15 protein-coding genes are annotated in these 17,453 nt (G+C 73.3%); 10 read left to right on the top strand and 5 right to left on the bottom strand.

Annotation, left to right across the window (positions count from 1 at the left end):
- Nucleotides 1–2: 2 nt before the first annotated feature.
- From WMF22_RS45810 to WMF22_RS45765, 10 genes are all read left to right on the top strand, one after another.
- Complete coding sequence (locus WMF22_RS45810) at nucleotides 3–1,001, top strand: ABC transporter ATP-binding protein (RefSeq protein ID WP_438033837.1); 999 nt, start codon at nucleotides 3–5, stop codon at nucleotides 999–1,001.
- Nucleotides 1,002–1,031: 30 nt separating this feature from the next.
- Nucleotides 1,032–1,685 carry a hypothetical protein gene (locus WMF22_RS45805; RefSeq protein WP_437296130.1) on the top strand — a complete coding sequence of 218 codons (654 nt, stop codon included), beginning with the start codon at nucleotides 1,032–1,034 and terminating at the stop codon, nucleotides 1,683–1,685.
- The gene (gene proB, locus WMF22_RS45800; protein WP_437296129.1) at nucleotides 1,678–2,817 is read left to right on the top strand and encodes a glutamate 5-kinase; all 1,140 of its coding nucleotides are present in this window, start codon (nucleotides 1,678–1,680) and stop codon (nucleotides 2,815–2,817) included. The genes WMF22_RS45805 and proB overlap by 8 nt, the downstream gene beginning before the upstream one ends.
- A gap of 326 nt (nucleotides 2,818–3,143) precedes the next feature.
- Nucleotides 3,144–3,680 carry a hypothetical protein gene (locus WMF22_RS45795; protein ID WP_438033836.1) on the top strand — a complete coding sequence of 179 codons (537 nt, stop codon included), beginning with the start codon at nucleotides 3,144–3,146 and terminating at the stop codon, nucleotides 3,678–3,680.
- A gap of 339 nt (nucleotides 3,681–4,019) precedes the next feature.
- On the top strand, nucleotides 4,020–4,847 hold the full coding sequence (locus tag WMF22_RS45790) for a trypsin-like serine peptidase (protein ID WP_437296127.1): 828 nt from the start codon (nucleotides 4,020–4,022) through the stop codon (nucleotides 4,845–4,847).
- Between the two features lie 72 nt (nucleotides 4,848–4,919).
- Entirely contained in the window at nucleotides 4,920–5,558 is a 639-nt protein-coding gene (gene lepB / locus WMF22_RS45785; RefSeq protein ID WP_437296126.1) for a signal peptidase I, read from the top strand.
- 229 nt (nucleotides 5,559–5,787) lie between these two features.
- A complete protein-coding gene (locus tag WMF22_RS45780) occupies nucleotides 5,788–6,846 on the top strand; it encodes an FHA domain-containing protein (RefSeq protein ID WP_438033835.1) in 1,059 nt (352 codons plus the stop codon).
- A gap of 30 nt (nucleotides 6,847–6,876) precedes the next feature.
- Nucleotides 6,877–8,682 (top strand): DUF2169 family type VI secretion system accessory protein, encoded by a 1,806-nt coding sequence (locus tag WMF22_RS45775; protein WP_438033834.1) that lies wholly within the window; start codon nucleotides 6,877–6,879, stop codon nucleotides 8,680–8,682.
- 27 nt (nucleotides 8,683–8,709) lie between these two features.
- Nucleotides 8,710–9,261, top strand: a complete 552-nt coding sequence (locus WMF22_RS45770) for a DUF3540 domain-containing protein (RefSeq protein WP_438033833.1) — start codon at nucleotides 8,710–8,712, stop codon at nucleotides 9,259–9,261.
- Nucleotides 9,262–9,280: 19 nt separating this feature from the next.
- Nucleotides 9,281–10,393, top strand: a complete 1,113-nt coding sequence (locus tag WMF22_RS45765) for a hypothetical protein (RefSeq protein ID WP_438033832.1) — start codon at nucleotides 9,281–9,283, stop codon at nucleotides 10,391–10,393.
- 18 nt (nucleotides 10,394–10,411) lie between these two features.
- Here the strand turns inward: WMF22_RS45765 and WMF22_RS45760 are convergent, their stop codons facing one another.
- From WMF22_RS45760 to WMF22_RS45740, 5 genes are read right to left on the bottom strand one after another with little or no spacing between them, the layout of a single operon-like run.
- The gene (locus tag WMF22_RS45760; protein WP_438033831.1) at nucleotides 10,412–11,281 is read right to left on the bottom strand and encodes a hypothetical protein; all 870 of its coding nucleotides are present in this window, start codon (nucleotides 11,279–11,281) and stop codon (nucleotides 10,412–10,414) included.
- Nucleotides 11,271–12,233 (bottom strand): S41 family peptidase, encoded by a 963-nt coding sequence (locus tag WMF22_RS45755; protein ID WP_438033830.1) that lies wholly within the window; start codon nucleotides 12,231–12,233, stop codon nucleotides 11,271–11,273. Before WMF22_RS45755 ends, WMF22_RS45760 begins: the two co-directional genes overlap by 11 nt.
- 20 nt (nucleotides 12,234–12,253) lie before the next feature.
- Nucleotides 12,254–13,993 carry a pentapeptide repeat-containing protein gene (locus WMF22_RS45750; RefSeq protein ID WP_438033829.1) on the bottom strand — a complete coding sequence of 580 codons (1,740 nt, stop codon included), beginning with the start codon at nucleotides 13,991–13,993 and terminating at the stop codon, nucleotides 12,254–12,256.
- The gene (locus WMF22_RS45745) at nucleotides 13,990–16,227 is read right to left on the bottom strand and encodes a pentapeptide repeat-containing protein (protein ID WP_438033828.1); all 2,238 of its coding nucleotides are present in this window, start codon (nucleotides 16,225–16,227) and stop codon (nucleotides 13,990–13,992) included. The genes WMF22_RS45750 and WMF22_RS45745 overlap by 4 nt, the downstream gene beginning before the upstream one ends.
- Nucleotides 16,227–17,426 carry a hypothetical protein gene (locus tag WMF22_RS45740; protein WP_438033827.1) on the bottom strand — a complete coding sequence of 400 codons (1,200 nt, stop codon included), beginning with the start codon at nucleotides 17,424–17,426 and terminating at the stop codon, nucleotides 16,227–16,229. Before WMF22_RS45740 ends, WMF22_RS45745 begins: the two co-directional genes overlap by 1 nt.
- Between the last annotated feature and the right edge of the window lie 27 nt (nucleotides 17,427–17,453).

Below are 17,453 nucleotides of genomic sequence, written 5' to 3'. Positions count from 1 at the left end.
CCATGGAGCAGAGCGAGCCCGCGCCGCCCAGGACCGCCGAGCCCGCGGAGCAGGCCGGGCCCGCCGCGCCGCCGCTGCTCCACGCCCGCGCGGCGCGCATCGCCGTGGACGACGTCGTCGCCATCGACGCGCTCACCGCGGCGACGCGCGGCGATCGCGTGCTCTGCGCCGGCGACGCGGGCGCGCTCTTCGCGGCGCTGACGGGCGTCCCGTTCTCGTCCCTCCGGCGGCCGGCACAGGCCGGCGCGGCGGACGACGCGCGCGGCGGGGCGCCCGGGGAGGCGCGCGTCGTCGCCGGGCGCCTCGAGGTCGCGGGCCGCGACGTGGCGCGCTCCGCGCACCGCGCGGCGAGCGGGGCGGCGCCGCTCGATCCGCCGCTGCCGCTCGCGTGGACCGCGGACGCCTACGTCGGCTGGGGCGCGCGCCTCGCGGGGGCCTCGCCGCGCGCGGCGGCCGAGATGGTGGCCCCCGCCCTGGCCCGGGTCGGCCTCGCGGCCTCGCGGAAGCGCGCGCTGGGCGCGCTCGCGCTGCCCGAGCGCCGCGCGCTCGTCCTCGCCCAGGCGATCGTGGCCGCGCCCGCCGTGCTGATCGCCGAGGATCCGCTCGTCGGCCTCGACGGCGCCGCGGCCGCCTTCGTCCTGGCCGCGCTCGCGGGCGCCACCGAGGGCCGCGGCGCGCTGCTCACCGCCGCGCGGCTCGACGTCGAGGGCCCGCGCGGCGCCCTGGTCCGCGGCGCCACCGACGTCCTCGTGCTCGCGGGCGGCGAGCTCGCCTTCTCGGGCACGTTCGCGGAGATCGCCGCCGGGAGCCGCCTCTACGCCGTCACCGTCCGCACCAACGCGGAGCTCCTCCGCGAGGAGCTCGCCGCCCGGGGGATCGCGCTGCGGGGCGGGCCGGTGCGCTTCACCGCCGCGCTGCCCGAGGGCGCGACCACCCGCGACGTCGTCCTCGCCGCGACGCGCTGCCGCGCCGCGATCGTCGAGCTCACCCCCCTCTTCTGACCTGCCGCCCGCCGTAGTACCGTGCGCGCGATGTCATCCGAACCCGCCGCGAACAAGCCGACCGCCGCTCAGGTCACCCCGGGCGGCCCGCCTCCCGGAGGTCGACTCGCCGTGCTCACCGCCTTCGCGGTGGGCGCCTCGTGGATCCCGGTCCCGGTGCTCCCCGCGCGGATGCTGCTGCGCATCCGCGGGGCCATCGTGCAGGACACGGTCGCCCGCCACGGCCTCAGCCTCACCACCGACGCGCGCGCGCTCCTCGTCGAGCCCGGGTCGGAGCAGACGACGCTCCGCAAGGCCGCGCAGCTCGTCACGAAGGAGGTCCTCCGGCGGCTCAACCCGGCCCTGGCCCTCGCGGCGGCCGCGCGCGGCCTGGAGGTCTACGCCCTCGGCCACCTCCTCGACCGCTACATCACGCGCTTCCGCCGGAGCACCGCCGTGCGCGTCCACGCCGAGGAGGCGCGCTGGGTCCGCGACGCCGTCGATCGCGCCGTCCGCCGCGCGCTGTCCCCCTCCCTCCAGGCGAGCTTCACCGTCCTGCCGAGCGGCACCGAGGACCTGCGCGACGAGTTCACGCGCTGGATCGACGCCTTCCTGCTCGCTGGCGCCTCGGTCCCGGAGTACATCGAGCGCCGCCTCGACGCGGCGTTCGACGAGATCGCCGCCGCCGGCATCCCCCATGACTGACACCGAGGACCGCACCGCCCCGAAGGGCGGCGCCGCGCCGGAGCTCGATCCGCAGGCCGCGCGCGCCGCGCTCCGGCGCTGCCGCCGCATCATCGTCAAGATCGGCTCGAAGAGCCTTTCCGGCGACGCCTGGGACCGGCTCGCCGCCGAGGTGGCCGCGCTCCGCGGCCGCTCCGGCCGGAGCCTCGTCATCGTGTCGAGCGGCGCCATCGCCCTCGGCGTGGCGAAGCTCGGGCTGAAGTCGCGCCCGAAGGACATGGCCTGGCTCCAGGCCGCCGCCGCCGCCGGCCAGAGCGTGCTGATGCAGCGCTACGAGGAGGCCTTCGGCAAGGTCGGCCTGCTCGTCGCGCAGGTGCTGCTCACGCACGCCGACCTCGCGGACCGCACCCGCACCAACAACGCGAGGAACGCCCTCGCCGCGCTGCTCGAGGCGGGCGCCATCCCGATCATCAACGAGAACGACGCCGTCGCGGTCGAGGAGATCAAGTTCGGCGACAACGACCAGCTCGCGGCGATGGTGACCCCGCTCTGCGAGGCCGATCTGCTCATCCTGCTCTCGGACGTCGAGGGCCTGCTCGACGGCGACGGGCGCCGGGTGCCGTTCGTGCGCAGCGTCGCCCGCGAGGCGCGGCACCTCGCGGGCGCGTCGACCTCGGGCGTCGGCACCGGCGGCATGGCCAGCAAGGTGGAGGCCGCCCGGCGCGCGACGCTCGCGGGCTCGCACGTGGTCATCGGCGCCGCCCGCGAGGCGGGCATCATCACGCGCATCGTCTCGGGCGAGGACGTCGGCACCCTCTTCGCCGCCGTCCCGCAGCGGCTCAGCGCGCGCAAGCACTGGATCGCGTACACGCTGCGCCCGCGCGGCGCGATCCTCGTCGACCGGGGCGCCGCCGAGGCGATCGGCTCGAAGAACCGGAGCATCCTCGCCGTCGGCGTCCTCGGCGTGCGCGGCACCTTCCTCCCCGGCGACGCCGTGGCCGTCGTCGACCCGGACGGCGCCGAGATCGCGCGCGGGCTCGCGCGGATGTCCGCGAGCGACGCCGCGCGCACCGCGCGGAAGAAGCGCGAGGAGGCCGGCGATGACGACGTCGTCGTCCACCGCGACGACCTGGTGGTGCTCCCGAGCGAGTAGCCCCGCGGCCCTGGCCGAAGGTGGGGTCTTTTAAACCGCCAAGTCGCCAGAAGACGCCAAGAACAGCACAAAATCTTGGCGTCTTCTGGCGACTTGGCGGTTCCATCATTCCGGCAGGATGGGATGAGTGCTCCACAGGCGTCGGCCGCCCTGTAGGTGCGCCAGCCACCCGGCCAGCCACGATGGCGCGCCGCTCGCGCTTCGCGGGAACCTTCGCGCCGCCCCGCTGTCGCTCGGGTTTACCGCATGTCACCGCGCGCGACTGCCCGTCACCGCCGGCCGCCGCCGACGGCCGGGGGTCGCTGCCGGTTCCTGGAGGTCGGGTGATGCGCTTCGGGTTGTTCGTCGCGAACGGCTTGGTTCTCGCGGGGGTCGTCTGGACGATCGGGCTCGGGCCGAGCGTCCGGGCGTCGCAGCTCCTGCCGTCGCGCGCCGCGGCGGGGGCCGACGAGCTCGCGGCGCTCGAGGCCCGCTACGCCGAGGGCAGGACGCCGGCCAGCGTCACCGCGCTCGCCACGGCCTACCTGGAGCGCGATCAGCCAGGGCTCGCCTCCTCGGCCCTCGACGCGGCGCCCGGCGAGGTGCGCGCGCTCCCGGAGGCGGCGCTCCTCTCGGCGCGGGCGCTCCTCCGCCGAGGCCGCGTCCGGGACGCCCTCGCCGCGTCCGAGCAGGCGTCGGCGGCCTGCGCGGCCGGCGCCTGCCCCGCGTGGCTCGCGGCGAAGTCCGAGCACCACCGCGCCTTCCTCGAGCAGCTCGTCGCCGCGGGCGTCGAGGATCCGCAGGTCGACGCGGCCGCCGCCCGCGCCGCGCTCGACGCCTACGCGCGCAACGCGAGCCAGGTGCGCCTCGTCGCGCTGCGCTAGCGCGGCGCGGAGAACATCGACGCGCGCGCCAGCGGAAGCGCAGGCATAAATGTACAGAGCAACTACAAACGATGCGGCGAGACGCGCGAGACGGCGAGACAGCGAGACAGCGAGACAGCGAGCCGCGAGCCGCGATCGTCGAGGCCGTATCCAAGCTTGGAAACCCTGTCGTTGTCGAATGACGGTCACCGTCTTATGGCGTAGTCTTTGGCATTGCTCGGCGCGTTCGTACCGGGGGCGCTGTCCGAGAGAACAACCGGTTGCGCTTGGGAGGGTCTCCCTCAGGTGGAACAGCCGCAAGCTCGCACGCTGGGCGCCCTGGCGACCGCATGGACAGGGTTGTACCGACGCGGCGCCGCCGTGGCGGCCGCGCTCGCCCTCACCGCCGCCGCGGGCTGTGCGCGGCCGATCACCAACGCGGGGCTGCCGATCCCCGCGGCGAAGCCGGGCATGGAGCAGCGCCCGTTCGAGCTCCGGCCGCCGTTCGAGCTGGCGACGAACGAGGACGCGATCGTCCGGATCGTCACCGACGTGACGTGCACGGGGACGCTCATCACCGAGGACCTGGTGCTCACCGCGCACCACTGCGTCGCGGCGCGGGACGACAACGGCAGGACGCTGCGCCGCGATCAGGATGCCGAGGCGATCTCGATCGAGCTCGGGGGCGACCACCTGCCGTGGGGCGACGTGAAGGTCCGCGCGGTGGTGTCGCCGGACTGCGGGTACACGTCGGGCGAGGGCGACATCGCCATCCTCGTGCTGTCGCGGCGCCTCATCGGGATCCCGACCCTCCCGCCGCGGATCGAGGCCGAGCCGTCCTCGAAGGAGCAGGTGACGCCCTACGGCTTCGGCCGCTGCGCGCTCTCGCGCGATCCGATCCACCTCGCGCCGCGGCTGGGCGGCACGATCGACGCCGTGAGCCCGGGGCACTTCGTCGCGACCGCCTCGATCTGCCCCGGCGACTCGGGGGGGCCGGCGCGCAGCGATCGGGGGGGCGACGTCGTCGGCGTCATCTCGTCGAGCGTGATGGACGGCGACGAGCGCACGACCGGGACCTCGTATTTCAGCCGCCTCGACGTGTGGCCCGAGCTCTTCTCCGCCGCCCGCGAGATCGCGGCGGGCGCGAGCCCGAGCGAGCTGCCGCCGTACCGGGGGTGCCTGCGTTGACGGCGCGGCGGCGTCGGCGAGCTTCGCTTGCCCGCCGCCCGCGGCCGGAGCTGCGCTAGGCTGCGCTGCCGCATGCGGAAGCTGTTCAACGGGCTGCTCTGGATCGTGGGGACCCTGCTGTTGCTCGGCCTGGTGCTCCGCGCGCTCGTCCTCGACGTCTGGAAGGTGCCGAACGACCCGATGCTCGGCGCCGCGCTCGCGCCGAGCATCGCCCCGGGCGACGTGGTCGTCGTGCTGACGCGGGGCACGCCCGGCTTCGGCGAGCTGGTGCGGTGCCCGGATCCCGAGGCGCCCGGCAGCCACATCGTCGGCCGGATCGCGGGCTTGCCGGGCGATACGGTCGACGTCGACCACACCGTCCTCGTCGTGAACGGGCGGCGCTACGACGCCGAGACGGCGTGCGCCGAGCCCAAGGTGAGCATCCCCGACCCGGCCACGGGCAACCCGGTGCAGCTCTCGTGCGACATGGTGATGATGGGCCCCGGCCTCCACGCCCGGGCGACGGGGCGCAAGCCCCCGCTCGAGCGCCGCCACCACGTCGAGGTCCGGCCCGACACGGTCTTCCTGCTGAGCGACAACCGGAGCTACCACGACGACTCGCGCGACTTCGGCCTGCAGCCGCGCGCCGCGTGCAACCAGCGGATCGTCTTCCGGCTCTGGGGCGGCGCCGGCTGGAGCGACGACCGGCGCCGCTTCACCTTCGTGCGCTGAGCAGGGCCGGCCGTGTCGCCCCCGCCAGCGTCACCTCGAGCTTGACCCCTCCGCTCATCGACGTCTAGAACCGTGTTTCTCTCCACCCGGGTCGGGGACCCCGCGCGAGCAGCGGCCCGGGTTCGCCGTCCTGGCTCGCTTCATCGGTCGGAGGTCCGCCACGGCGGCCTTCCACTGGCGCGGGTCGGAGAACCGCGATCCGCGGTCCTCCAATGCACCGAGGAGACGTTTGCACACCGAGCAGAACGAGATTGGCATCGTCTGTGGCCAGTGCGACCTGTGGAGCCCGATGGGCACCGCGCGTTGCCCTGAGTGCGCGAACGACTTGGCCCTGTTCACGACGCGCCGGGCGAGCTCGACGACCACGCCGGCCCGGCGCTCCCCGACGCCCGCGGCCGGCAGCGCGGGCGCCCGGCTCGACCCGGCGAGCGCGCGCGGTCAGGGCCGGGGCCCCAAGACCACCTCGTCCAAGAGCGAATTCGCCGAACTCTCCCAGGAGGAGCTGATGGAGCAAGCCCGTAACTACGTCTGCCGTTCCTGCTCGAGCGGTGTCCCCTCGGGCCACAAGTTCTGTGGGAGGTGCGGAACGGCGGTCCCGCCCGAGATCCTCAACGCGCAGACGCTGTTCTTCGGGGACATGCAGAACCCGGCGAAGGCGAAGCTGATCCTCATCCGCGGCGAGGGCATGGACGGCCTCTCGTTCCACCTCAAGGCGGAGCAGCACATCGTCGGCCGCAACGGGCAGCTCGTCTTCCCGGACGACCCGTTCGTCTCGCCGAAGCACGCGAACTTCTTCTACCGCGACGGCAAGCTGGTGGTGCGCGACGAGGGCTCGCTGAACGGCGTGTACATCCGCGTGCGCGGCACGATCGACATCACGCCGGGCGACACGTTCCTCGCGGGCGAGCAGCTCTTCCGGCTCGATCCGACGCCGCGCGCCTCCGACGGCCAGGATCCGGACGGGACGTTTTTCTACTCCTCGCCGAAGCACCCGAGCCCGTTCCGCCTGACGCAGGTGCTCCAGGGCGGCGCGGTCGGCATGACCGTCTGCGCGCGCGGCACCTCGCTGCAGATCGGGCGCGAGGGCGGCGACCTGAACTTCCCCGTCGACCTGTACATGTCGGGCTCGCACTGCCGCCTCGAGGAGCACAACGGCAAGTTCACGCTGACCGATCTCAACAGCCGCAACGGCACCTACGTGCGCATCAAGAGCGAGCGCGAGCTCGCCCACGGCGACTACCTCTTCATCGGCCGCAAGCTCCTGCGCGTCGAGCTCAACACGAACTGACGCTGGCCCGCGGGCGCGGCGCCCTCGCCCATGACCACCGCTCGCTGGCCCCTCGACGTCTTCCGCGCCGGACCGGTCGCCGCGGGCGCGACGCTGTGGCGCAGCCGCGGCCAGCTCCACGTGACCCTCGTCGCCAAGGCGACCTTCGCGCTGGTGCCCGGCGGCGAGGTGCGGCGGATCGAGCCGCTGGAGATCGTCCGGAGCGAGGTCTACGCCCGGGGCAACCCGATGAAGCCGCTGCTCGCGGCGAGCGATCTCGCGCCCTGGCTGGCGCGCGCCGAGGTGGTGCTCACCGGGCACGCGTGGGCGCCGGGCGGGGCGCCGGTCCGGCGGGTGGCGGTGCGGCTCGCGATCCTGCGCGAGGACGCGGCGCTGGTGGACAAGCGCCTCGAGGTCGTGGGCGATCGGGCGGGCGGCGCGGCGGCGGGCGCGCTGCCCGAGCCGTTCGTGAAGATGCCGATCGAGTACCAGCGCGCGTATGGCGGCCCCGGGGAGCCGGAGAACCCGCTCGGCGTCGGCGCCGACGAGCGCGCGGGCGGCGGCGGCGCGCTGCCCAACCTGCTGCCGCCGGGCGGGGGGCGCGCGCCGGTCGGCCTCGGGCCGATCCCGCCGATCGTGCCGAGCCGGGCGCGGCTGCTGCGCGGGCTCGCGCGCGCCGAGCTGGAGGGGATCGCGTCGATCCCGGACGATTTCGACTGGTCGTACTTCCAGTCCGCGCCGGCGGATCAGCGGTTCGATCGGGTGCTCGGCGGCGAGGAGATCGTGCTGGAGGGCCTGAGCCAGCACCACCCGGCGCTGGCGACGCGGCTGCCGGCGCTGCGGGCGCTCGCGACGATCCTCCTGCCCAACGGCGCGGCGCGGTGGCTGCCGCTCGTGGGCGACACGCTGATCGTGCAGCCCGACGCCGAGCGCTGCGCGGTGGTCTTCCGCGGGAGCTTCCAGGTGGCCTCGGAGGAGGTGCTCTCGGCGCTGCGCGCCGCGGTGGGTGTGGAGGTCGGGGACGAGCCGGTGCCGTGGCCGGACCTCAGCGAGGCGCCCGCGGGCGCGGCGGGCGCGGCGGGGGAGAGCGCGGCGGCGGGGGAGAGCGCGAAGCGGACGGACTGGAGCTCCACGGTGCGGCTCGGCGAGGGCGATGTCGTGGATGCGCCGGTGAGCGTCGCGGGCGTCGCGACGGGGCGAGAGCCGGCGCGCGAGGGGGCGCACCCGCTCGAGGGCACGTTCCCGCTCGATGACACGCTGCCGCCGGCGGGGAGCGAGCGGAGGCCGCGCGAGGCGCAGGCAGCGCCGCTGCCCAGCGTGAGGGTCCGGGGCCCGGGCCAGGACGACGCGGGGAGCGCGCCGTTTCCGATCGCGCCCGCGGGGGTGCGCGGCGAGCGGGAGGGCGGCGAGCGCCCGAGCGCGCCGTGGGCGGCGGGCGGCGCGGCGGCGATCCCGGCGATCGCGTCGCCGCTGGAAGGGACGGTCGATCTCGGCGAGCCGGAGGCGGCGCCTGCGCCCGCGCTGACGGTACCGTCATCCGCGCAGACGGCACCATCGCCCGCGCTGACGGCACCATCACCCGCGCAGATAGCACCATCGCCCGCGCAAAACATCGCGCCTGCGCCTACGCCCGTGGAGATCGCCACGCCTGCACCTGCGCCAATGCAGGCCGCCGCGCCTGCGCCGGGTGCCACGCCCATGCCCGCGCGCACGTCCGAGCCGCTGCCCGCGCCGGAGCGCGATCCGCAGATCGAGCGTTCGCCCGAGCCGCGCGCGCCGGCCCCCGCCCCGTCCGCGCCGAAGCAAGAGCGGCCCAATCTCCTTGGCAGCCTGTACAAGCGCTTCCGCAAGGACTGAGGCGGAGCAAGGATGGAGGGACCCACCATGTCGGAGCGAGCCGCGGTTCGGGAGCGCGCCACACCCGCGCGCGTCGAGGAGTACCTGGGGCCGGCGCACGTGCTGGAAGCCCGCGGGCAGGCCGTGGTGGTCGAGCTGCCGGACGGCGAGAGCAGCGAGGCGACGATGGCGCTGGCGCTGCCCTATACGCCCGCGGTGGGCGACGTGCTCCTCGTGATCGGCCGGGGCGCGCGCCTCTATGTCATCGGCGTCCTGCACGGGACCGGCAAGGTGACGCTGGAGCTCCAGGGCGACGTCGACGTCCGGGCCGCGGGCGGGGCGCTGCGGCTATCCGGGGACCGGGGCGTGGAGCTCCGAGGGCCGGAGGTGGACCTCCACGGCGACAAGGTGCGGGTGTTCGCGGGGTCGCTGGTGCAGAAGGCGGCGTCGCTCGTCCAGCGCGTGACGGACCTGTTCAGCCTGCACGCGCGCGAGAGCCACACGGTGGTGGACGGGTCCGCGACGACGAAGGCGAAGAGCGCGACGGTGCTGACCGAGGAGACGATGACGATCAACGGGAAGGAGATCCACCTCGGGTAGCAGGGAAGGGAGGACGCGCATGAAAAGGGTCAGGCGCCTGAGCCAGGACGGGAACAAGCTGGGGACGGGCGCCGCGATCCAGAAGGAGGGCGGCGCGGCGACCCTCCGCAACTCGCAATCGACCCAGACGCAGGCCGACGCCCTCGCTGCGAAGGAGATCGGCGGGACGAAGGACGAAGACAGCGAGCCCGAGCCGCAGAACCCCGACAAGCCGAGCTCCGTGCTGGATCTGGCAAGGAGTAAGACGGTCGAGGCGTACCATGCCTCGTCGAACAGCAGCGAAGCCGGGCTCGGGATCGAGATGCTCGACCTCGGCCCCAGGCAGCGTGACGCTCTGCTCGATCTGGCGGAGCGTATCGCCGAAGAGGCGCGCAGGACGATCGCCGAGATGACCGCTCCGCCCATCCAGGGGCTGACGTGGTGGCCCTACAAGTCCATCAACAAGCGAAAAGACGAGAGGGACAAGGTACGTCAGCAAGATCTCTCTTATGCGGCCTGGGTCAGCGGACGGCAGATGGCGTACTCAACTGCCAAGCAGGGCACGTCGCCGCTGCACATGAGCATGGACCAGATACGCGCCTTTGGAGCTCGGGTCGGGCAGGCGAAGGTCGGCAATTGCCTGGAGCTCTCCGCGTTGGCGATATGGCTCCTCTCCCGTCCGGAGGAAGCCCACGGCGCGAAGGTGGACATGGTGCGCCTCGGCAAGCGGCTGCCCACCGCGGATAACGGCGACTTCACGAGCGGAGATCACGCCTTCGTCGTCCTGAACCCGCCGGAGGCCGACGAGAACGGGGGATACCCGGGCGACTTCGACGACTGGGGCGAGGCCGTCATCATCGACCCCTGGGCGAACATCGCCTGCAAGGCGCGTGACTTCCCGGAGCGATGGAAAGAGAAGATGCGGAAATGGAAGCGCAAGGGGAAGGAGATCGACACCGTGACGAAGGAGGGCGCCGGTACGAGGCCGCCTGACCAAGAGCCCTGGATCGACGGCATCGTCGTGTTCGAGAAGATCTCGGTCACGAAGTCGCCGAAGCCCGCGCCGGCCCTCGAGATCGGGGGGACGGCCACGCACGACGCGGATGCGGGCGATCATCCCGATCGGCAGTGCGCCATGTGCAGTGTCATGTGAGCGTGCGACCGGCCTTTCTCACTCCGCAGGCCGGAAGATCTTGATGCTCACCTGCTGGTCCTCATTATTATCTTTGTCCAGGTAGATGCCCCCCTGCAGGACCCTCATGACCTCGTCCCAGGACGAGCAGGACACGACCCCTGTATTCTCCGTCTCGACGACCGTCAGGACCAGGCTTCGCGCGGTCCGCTCGATCCGCACGCTCATGTGGTGAGCGTCGGTCTCGATGTGCACGATGCAGCGGGTGTTCTTCTCGCCGATCATCTTCTGGATCTGCTCGACCACCTCGCGGCCCGCGTAGTCCTTGCTCACGGTGATGTTGCTGGAGCTGCCGCCCCGAGGGGCCTCGCCCAGCTGGCCCGTCGTCTGCACCGAATCCGGCACCGGGCCATAGTTGGCGTTGGGCTCGAGCTCGTCCATCATCTGGTAGGCTGTCTTCAACAGGAGCACGAGCTCCTGCGCGCCGCGGCCGGATTTGCACCACGCGATCTCAGAGGACATGTGGTCGTTGAGGTGCTCCAGGAGGTCCCCCGGGTCGCCGTCCGGAGGGGTCCACGACGCGATGGCCCGCCACAGGTCCTCGATCCACACCGGATCGCGTTTGTGGATCTCGACCCATCCCCCGCACAGGCCGTTGAGTTTAACGCTCTTGTACCACGCGTCCGTCGCCTTATCGGGGTCGCCCTCCCCCTCCCGTTGCTGTCGGACCCATTCGCAGACCTTGATCAGCTTCGCCTGAATGAAGTCCTGGGATGCGTGCGTCCTGCTCGGGTTCGCTTTCTCCACCGGAGGGCCCTTGCGCTTGGGGGTCGAGAGCGTCGTGGTGGAAGCCTTTCCCCAATCGGACGTCGTCCTGCCGAGCGGCCTCGAGGTCTTCTTACGCCCCACGACCCCCTCCCGCGGTCCCCACATCGCGCTCCGGTCCCACGCCCACCCCCTGCACCTCCGCCCCGCCCGGCAGCGCCACCTGCACCGCCGCCGCCATCCGCGCGCCCCGCTCGCCCACACACAGCGCCAGCCCGACCGCCTTGCCGTACGTCCTCTCCCCCGCGATGGCCACCCGCCCATGCGCCTTGAGGCACCCCGCGAACAGCTCCGCCGCCGAGGCCGTCCCGCGGTTCACCAGGATCGTCACAGGCACCGAATACGGCTCCTCCTGTCGCGAGCGATAGACCACCTCGTCCCCGTCGCCGTCCGTCACCGTCGCCACGACGCTCCCCGCCGGCAGGAAATCCCCCGCGAGCTCCACGAACGCCCGCAGCTCTCCTCCGGGGTTGTCCCGTAAATCGATGACCAGCTCCCGCATCCCCTCCGCCTCGAGCGCCCGCATCGCCCGGTACACCAGGGCAGGCACGTCCAGCGAGAACACCCGGATCCGGATCACCCCGATTCCATCGCTCAACAGCGCGTGCTCCACGTTCCCCGCGCCGGGGAGCACCTCCTCCGGCGCCGCCGCGCACGTGTAGAACACGTTCACCGCGCTCGGCACCAGCACCGCGCCCACCGCGTTGTTCCCGGCGTTCCCGGTCGTGGGACAGGTGAGGTTGATCGCCGGCAGCCCCTCGATGATCACCTTGGGATTGCCCGCCACGTAGGCGCCGACATCCATGTAGAGCGGGTGCGCCACCCCGGGCTCCATCCCGAAGGTCATCGGGATGGTCGTGCCGAGGTGCAGCGCGTTCATCATCGACACCTTCACCTTCACCGAGAAATTCACCGCCATCGCGTTGCGCGCGAAGTTCGGGTACGGAATCGGCACAACCACCGGCCCCACCGGCGTCAGGCACACGTCCGGAAACCCGATGCTCATCCCGGCGCCGTTGTTGCTCGCAGGCAGCATTCCGTTCGCTCCTTCCGCTCTTATCGCGGCGGCCGCGGGGGCGCGAATGCCTCCGCTTCCAGCCGGTCGACGTCCGTCCGGCGCGCGCCGAGCAGCCTCGCGCCGGAGAAGCGCGCGCCCTTGTCGTGGAGGGCGTGCAGGTTGGCGCCGCCGAGATCGGCCTCGCTGAAGTCGGCCTCCTCGACCCGCGCGTGCGACAGGTTGGCGCGCTCGAGGCGCGCCGAGAGGAAGAGCGCGCCGCGGGCCTCGGCATGATCGAGCATGGCGTCCCGGAGATCCGCGGCGGCGAGGTTCGCGTCGGCGAGGTCCGCCCGGGTGAACGTGGCGTACCGGAGCATCGCCCGCGAGAGCTTCGCCCCGCGCAGCGAGGCGCCGCCGAAATAGGCGGCCTTCGCCACGACATGCGGCAGGCTCGCGCCGTCCAGCGCGGCCTCGCGGAGCCTGGCCTGCGTCAGGATGGATCCCTCGAGATCGGCGCCGCGCAGGTTCGCCTTCGAGAAATCGCTGCCCATGAAATCGCAGTCGCGGAGGCTCATCCGCTCGAGGTTCGCCTCCATGAAGGCGCAGCGGTGCACCGTGAGGCCGGCGAAGGAGACGGCGCGCAGATCCACGCCGGTGAAATCGACGCGATCGAAGATCGTCTTGCCGAGCACGGCGCCCTCCAGCGCGGCCCCGCGGAGGAGCGCCTGCTGGAGCACCGCGCGCGTCAGGTCCGCGCGGCAGAGCCGCGCCCTGTCGAGGATGCAGCGGACGAGGCGCGCGGCCGTGAGATCGGCGCCCTCGAGATCGGCCTCGATGAGGATCACCGACTCGAGATCGCGGCCCGAGAGGTCCACGCCGCGGAGGATCGAGCGCGAGAGGTCGCAGCCGAGGAGGCTCGCGCCCCGGAGGTCCGCGCCGGTGAGATCGCAGTCCGAGAGGATCGAGCGCTCGAGGCGGGCGCCGCGGAGGCTCGCGCCGCGCAGGTCGGCGCCGCGCAGCGAGCAGAGGGAGAGATCCGCGCCCGCGAGGTCGAGGCCGGAGAGATCCGCGCCCGTGAGGTCGGCCCCGGCGAGGTCCTTGCCCGCGAGCTCGGGCCGGCCGAGCTTTGCCTCGTCGAGGACCACGCCGTGCATGCGCTTCGGGAAGCGGGCGCCGCGCAGGTCCGCCTTGAGGAAGACCGCGCGATCGAGCTCCGCGCCGTCGAGGTCCGCGCCGCCGAGATCGGCCCCCACGAAGGCGCAGGCCTCGACGCGGGCGCGGGCGAGGCGCGCGCCGCGGAGGTTCGCGCGGGTGAACGAGGCGCGCGCGACGCGGGCCTCGGTGAGATCCGCGCCCTCGAGGTTCGCGAGGTCGAGGCGCGAGCCCGAGAGCGTCGCGCCGGCGAGCCGGGCGCCGGACCAGTCCGAGCCCACCGCCTCGACCTCGACGATCGTCGCGCCGGAGAGATCGGCGCGGGCGAGGCGCTGGTACGAGAGCTTCGCGCGGGTGAGCGTCGCGCCGGCGAGGCGCGCGCCCTCGAGGTTCGAGCCGAGCACGAGCGCGCCGTCCAGCGCGCAGCCCGCGAGATCCGCGTCGCGCAGATCGCACTCGACGAGGTGCGCGCCCGGGAGCGCGCTGCCCGCGAGCCGCGCGCCGCGCAGGCTGGTGCGGAGGAGCTTGACGCGGGCGAGATCGAGGTTCGTGAGATCCCGGCCCGAGAGGTCGAGGCCGTCGAGGCGGGCGCCGCGGAGCGGCGCGCCGGCGCGGAGGCGGTCGAGCAGCTCCTCGACGCTCTTCACGCGCCCTCCAGGCTGGAGCGCCGCAGGTTCGCCCCCTTGAAATCGCAGCCGGCGGCGCTCGCGCCCTCGAGGCGGGCGCCGTACAGGCTGGCCCCGGCGAAGGAGGCGCCGTCGAGGCGCGCCTTGCAGAGATCGGCGCCGAAGAGATCGGCCTGCGCGAGGTCGGCGCGCTCGAGCGAGGCGCGGTAGAAGCGGCTCCCGCGAAGGACCGCGCACGCGAAGCGCGCGCCCCGGGCCGAGGCCCACGAGAGGTGCGCCCGCGGGAGGGACGCATACCGGAGATCGGCGCCGTCGAGCTTCGCCCGGAGCAGCGCCGCGCCCTCGCCGCGCGCTTCCACGAGCGTCGCGCGCTCGAGATCGGCGTCGGCGAAGCTCGTGCGCGGCAGGGACGCGCCCGTGAGATCCGCCTCTGTCGCGGAGGATCCGGCGCACATGCACCCGACGAGCGACGCGCCCCGCAAGCAGGCGCGATCGAGCTTCGCCCCCTGGAGGACGGCGCCGTCGAGGTGGAGCTCCTCCCCGTCGATCTCGCGGAGGTCGGCCTCGTCGAGCAGCGCGCCGCGCCCCCGCGCCCTCGCCAGGCGGGCGCGGGCGAGATCGGCGCGGGTGAAGATGGCCTGGTCGAGCGTCGCGCCGCGCAGATCGGCGCCCGCGGCGCGCGCGCCGGTGAGGTTCGCCTGGGAGAGGTCGGCGCCCGGGAGCGCGGCGCCCTCGAGGTTCGCCTCGAACAGCACGGCCCGCGAGAGATCCGCGTTCGAGAGGTTCGCCCCCGAGAGGTCCGCGCCCGAGAGGAGCGCGCCCGAGAGCTTCGCCCCGGAGAGGTCGCGGCCCGAGAGGTCCTGCCCGGAGAGGTCGCGCCCCGAGAGGTCGGCGCCGGGGCCGGGCTCGGGCGGCGGCGCCGCGGCCTCGCCGGGGAGCCGGTAGCCGGGGACGATCTCGCGGAGGCGGGCGTCGCGGAGCAGCGCGTCGAGGCGCTCGACGCCCTCGAGCGCCGTCCCGCGCGCGGCCGCGTCCCGCCGGAGCTCCTCGACGCGCGCGACGAGCGCGTCGAGCGCGCCGCCCATGGGGACGCGCGGCGTGCCCGCGGGCACGGCCGGGAGGTACGCGGCCTGCCGCTGCGCCGGGAGCCGCGCGAGCGCCTGCGCGACGGTTCGCTCGAGGTCGACGCCCTCGGGGGTGCGCAGGGCCCGGAGCTTCGCGACGAGCTGCCGCACGCGGTCCTGCTCCGGCGCGTGCAGGCCGCCGAGCCGCTCGGCGAGGAGCTTCGACACAGGATCCGCCTCGTCCGCGGCGGCGCTCGGCGGCCGCGGCGCGCCGTCGCGGACGAGATCGTAGGCGTCGCGCACCTCCGGCGGGAGATCCTCGAGGCCGCGCGGATCGCGGGCGAGCTGGGCGAGCTTCTCCCGGTACGCGTCGAGCGGCAGCGGCGCAGCCGAGAGCGGCTCGGCGGCGATGACGACGGCGCGCACGTCGGCGAGATCGTCCTCGGCCACCTCGGCGTGGCCGCGCCAGGTCAGCGTCACGAGGCCCGCGTCCGGCTCGACGAAGAGGGTGTCGAGGCTCATGCGGGCGTCCTGCACGCGGCCCTGGGCGTCCTCGACGACCGCGCGGATCCGGAGGCCCGGCAGGCGGAAGGAGGCGGTCTGCGCGGCGGGGTGGAGGTTCAGCAGCGTGACCTCCTCGTCGCCGCGCAGGTGGCCGGCGAGGCGCTGATCCGGCGGGGCGGCCTGGAAATAGGCCCAGTCGAAGTCCTCGGCGTACCAGGGGGCGCGGGCCTTCCGGTACGAGGGGCCGTACTCCTTGCCGAGCATCCGGCGGTGCTCGGGCGAGTCCGGGTGGATCGGCCCGAAGGGCGCGGGCACCTGGCGGCCGTCGCGCGGCGCCGGAACGAGCAGCGATTTCGACCAGCTCCCGACCGCGAACCCCACGGGGTGCTCGCGCTGCGGCTCGCCGGGGGGCGGGTGGCAGGCGCCGCGGAGCAGGAGATCCGCGGCCGGCTTCCAGTCGGCGAAATCGCCGGGGTACGTGCATTCGCCGTCGCGCTCGCCCTCGCCCCCCTCGAAGGTCTCGGCGGTCAGCGCCCCCTGCGCGAGCTGCCCTTCCAGCGGCGCGAGCGGCTCGCCCAGGCGGAGCGAGAACCGGCCGCGGACGACGAGGACGACCTCGGGCTGCGGCGGCCTGCGCGAGCAGACCTTGGCGCCGAAGGGGAAGGGCGTGAGGTTCTTGGTCTGCATCAGAACAGGTTGATGACGCCGGACATCAGGTTGTACGCCCCGGTGCTCACCGACTCGGCCGACGAGACGCTCGCGCAGATGTTCTTCACGTTGGTGCGGAACTGGGAGAGCTCCTGCCGGTTGGTCAGGTTGAGCTCGGCCTTGGGGCCCATGTTGATCGAGACCCCCGCCGTGAGCGAGACCTCGAGCATGGCCGCGATCGTCAGCTCGACCAGGCCGCCGATCGTGATCTCCTCGGTGGCGCCTACGGTGATCGACGCCGCATTGCCGATGGTGACGTCGCTCGTATTGCCGATGGTCACCGACTGGACCTCGCCGATGGTCGTGTCCGACACGAGCGAGGCGGTCGTCGTGCTGGACACGGCGCTGGCGGTGGTCTCGTCGCTGATCGACGTGGCGCTCGTGGTGCTGGAGATGGTCTGCGCGGCTGTCTCGTCGCTGATCGCGGTCGCCGTCGTCTTGCTGGCGATCTGGTCGGCCCATGTCTCGTCGAGGATCTGCGGCACAGGGCAGGCCGCCGAGCCTGTGTACGACTCGATCCGCTGCGCCCAGGTGGAGCTCAGGCAGGTGGGGTTCGGTCGCTCGGCCGTGGGGGCCTCGGAGCCGGTGATGCTGGTTTGCTTGTTGCCGTAAAAGCGATCGAACGTGTCGCCGTGATAGGTGGTGTCGACGTCGCCCTTCTCGGTCTTCTCGGTGACCTTCCAGGTGCCGTTGTAGTTCTGGACCCATTCGATGGTGGTGGCGGCGGTCCAGAGATCGGTGGCGTCCTGGATATGGCCCCCGGAGACGTCCCAGCCGGCGGTGTCCTCCTGCCGGCCGAGGACGAGCATGCGGTAATTGCCCTTGATGACCTCGACCTTGTCGCCGCGCGTGGTGGTGATGCGGTTGCCGTCGGAGTGATCGCGCCAGCCGCCCTTGGTGTGGAGCTTCGCTGTCTCGGCCTGCCGCTCGGCCTCGGGGAGGAAATCGGGGCAGCCGTCGCGCTTGCGGGTGTCGTCGATGAACGAGGTGACCCGGGCGGCGAGGTCCTCGCCGGTCCCCCTCGGCGCGCCCGGGCTTCCGGCGAGGCTCGGGTCCTTGACCGCGCCGAGGCGCAGGTACGAGCCCATCGCCTCGGCCTCGGACGCCGCGTCGTTGAAATTCGGGACCTCGATGAGGAGGTATTTCCCGTTGAACCCCTCACCCTCGCGCGTACCCATGCGTGCCTCCGCGTCGGGTACAGTACC

This window comes from Sorangium sp. So ce204 (genome assembly GCF_051526795.1).
Taxonomy (GTDB): Bacteria; Myxococcota_A; Polyangia; order Polyangiales; family Polyangiaceae; genus Sorangium; species Sorangium cellulosum_B.
Note: the sequence above shows the minus strand (reverse complement) of the source record. Positions and strands in the feature narration are given on the sequence as shown.

Bases quoted from the DNA above. Each gene is read 5' to 3' on its own strand.
- WMF22_RS45810 (WP_438033837.1), top strand. From the start codon at position 3: ATGGAGCAGAGCGAGCCCGCGCCGCCCAGGACCGCCGAGCCCGCGGAG.
- WMF22_RS45805 (WP_437296130.1), top strand. From the start codon at position 1,032: ATGTCATCCGAACCCGCCGCGAACAAGCCGACCGCCGCTCAGGTCACC.
- proB (WP_437296129.1), top strand. From the start codon at position 1,678: ATGACTGACACCGAGGACCGCACCGCCCCGAAGGGCGGCGCCGCGCCG.
- WMF22_RS45795 (WP_438033836.1), top strand. From the start codon at position 3,144: ATGCGCTTCGGGTTGTTCGTCGCGAACGGCTTGGTTCTCGCGGGGGTC.
- lepB (WP_437296126.1), top strand. From the start codon at position 4,920: ATGCGGAAGCTGTTCAACGGGCTGCTCTGGATCGTGGGGACCCTGCTG.
- WMF22_RS45775 (WP_438033834.1), top strand. From the start codon at position 6,877: ATGACCACCGCTCGCTGGCCCCTCGACGTCTTCCGCGCCGGACCGGTC.
- WMF22_RS45770 (WP_438033833.1), top strand. From the start codon at position 8,710: ATGTCGGAGCGAGCCGCGGTTCGGGAGCGCGCCACACCCGCGCGCGTC.
- WMF22_RS45765 (WP_438033832.1), top strand. From the start codon at position 9,281: ATGAAAAGGGTCAGGCGCCTGAGCCAGGACGGGAACAAGCTGGGGACG.
- WMF22_RS45755 (WP_438033830.1), bottom strand. From the start codon at position 12,233: ATGCTGCCTGCGAGCAACAACGGCGCCGGGATGAGCATCGGGTTTCCG.
- WMF22_RS45745 (WP_438033828.1), bottom strand. From the start codon at position 16,227: ATGCAGACCAAGAACCTCACGCCCTTCCCCTTCGGCGCCAAGGTCTGC.
- WMF22_RS45740 (WP_438033827.1), bottom strand. From the start codon at position 17,426: ATGGGTACGCGCGAGGGTGAGGGGTTCAACGGGAAATACCTCCTCATC.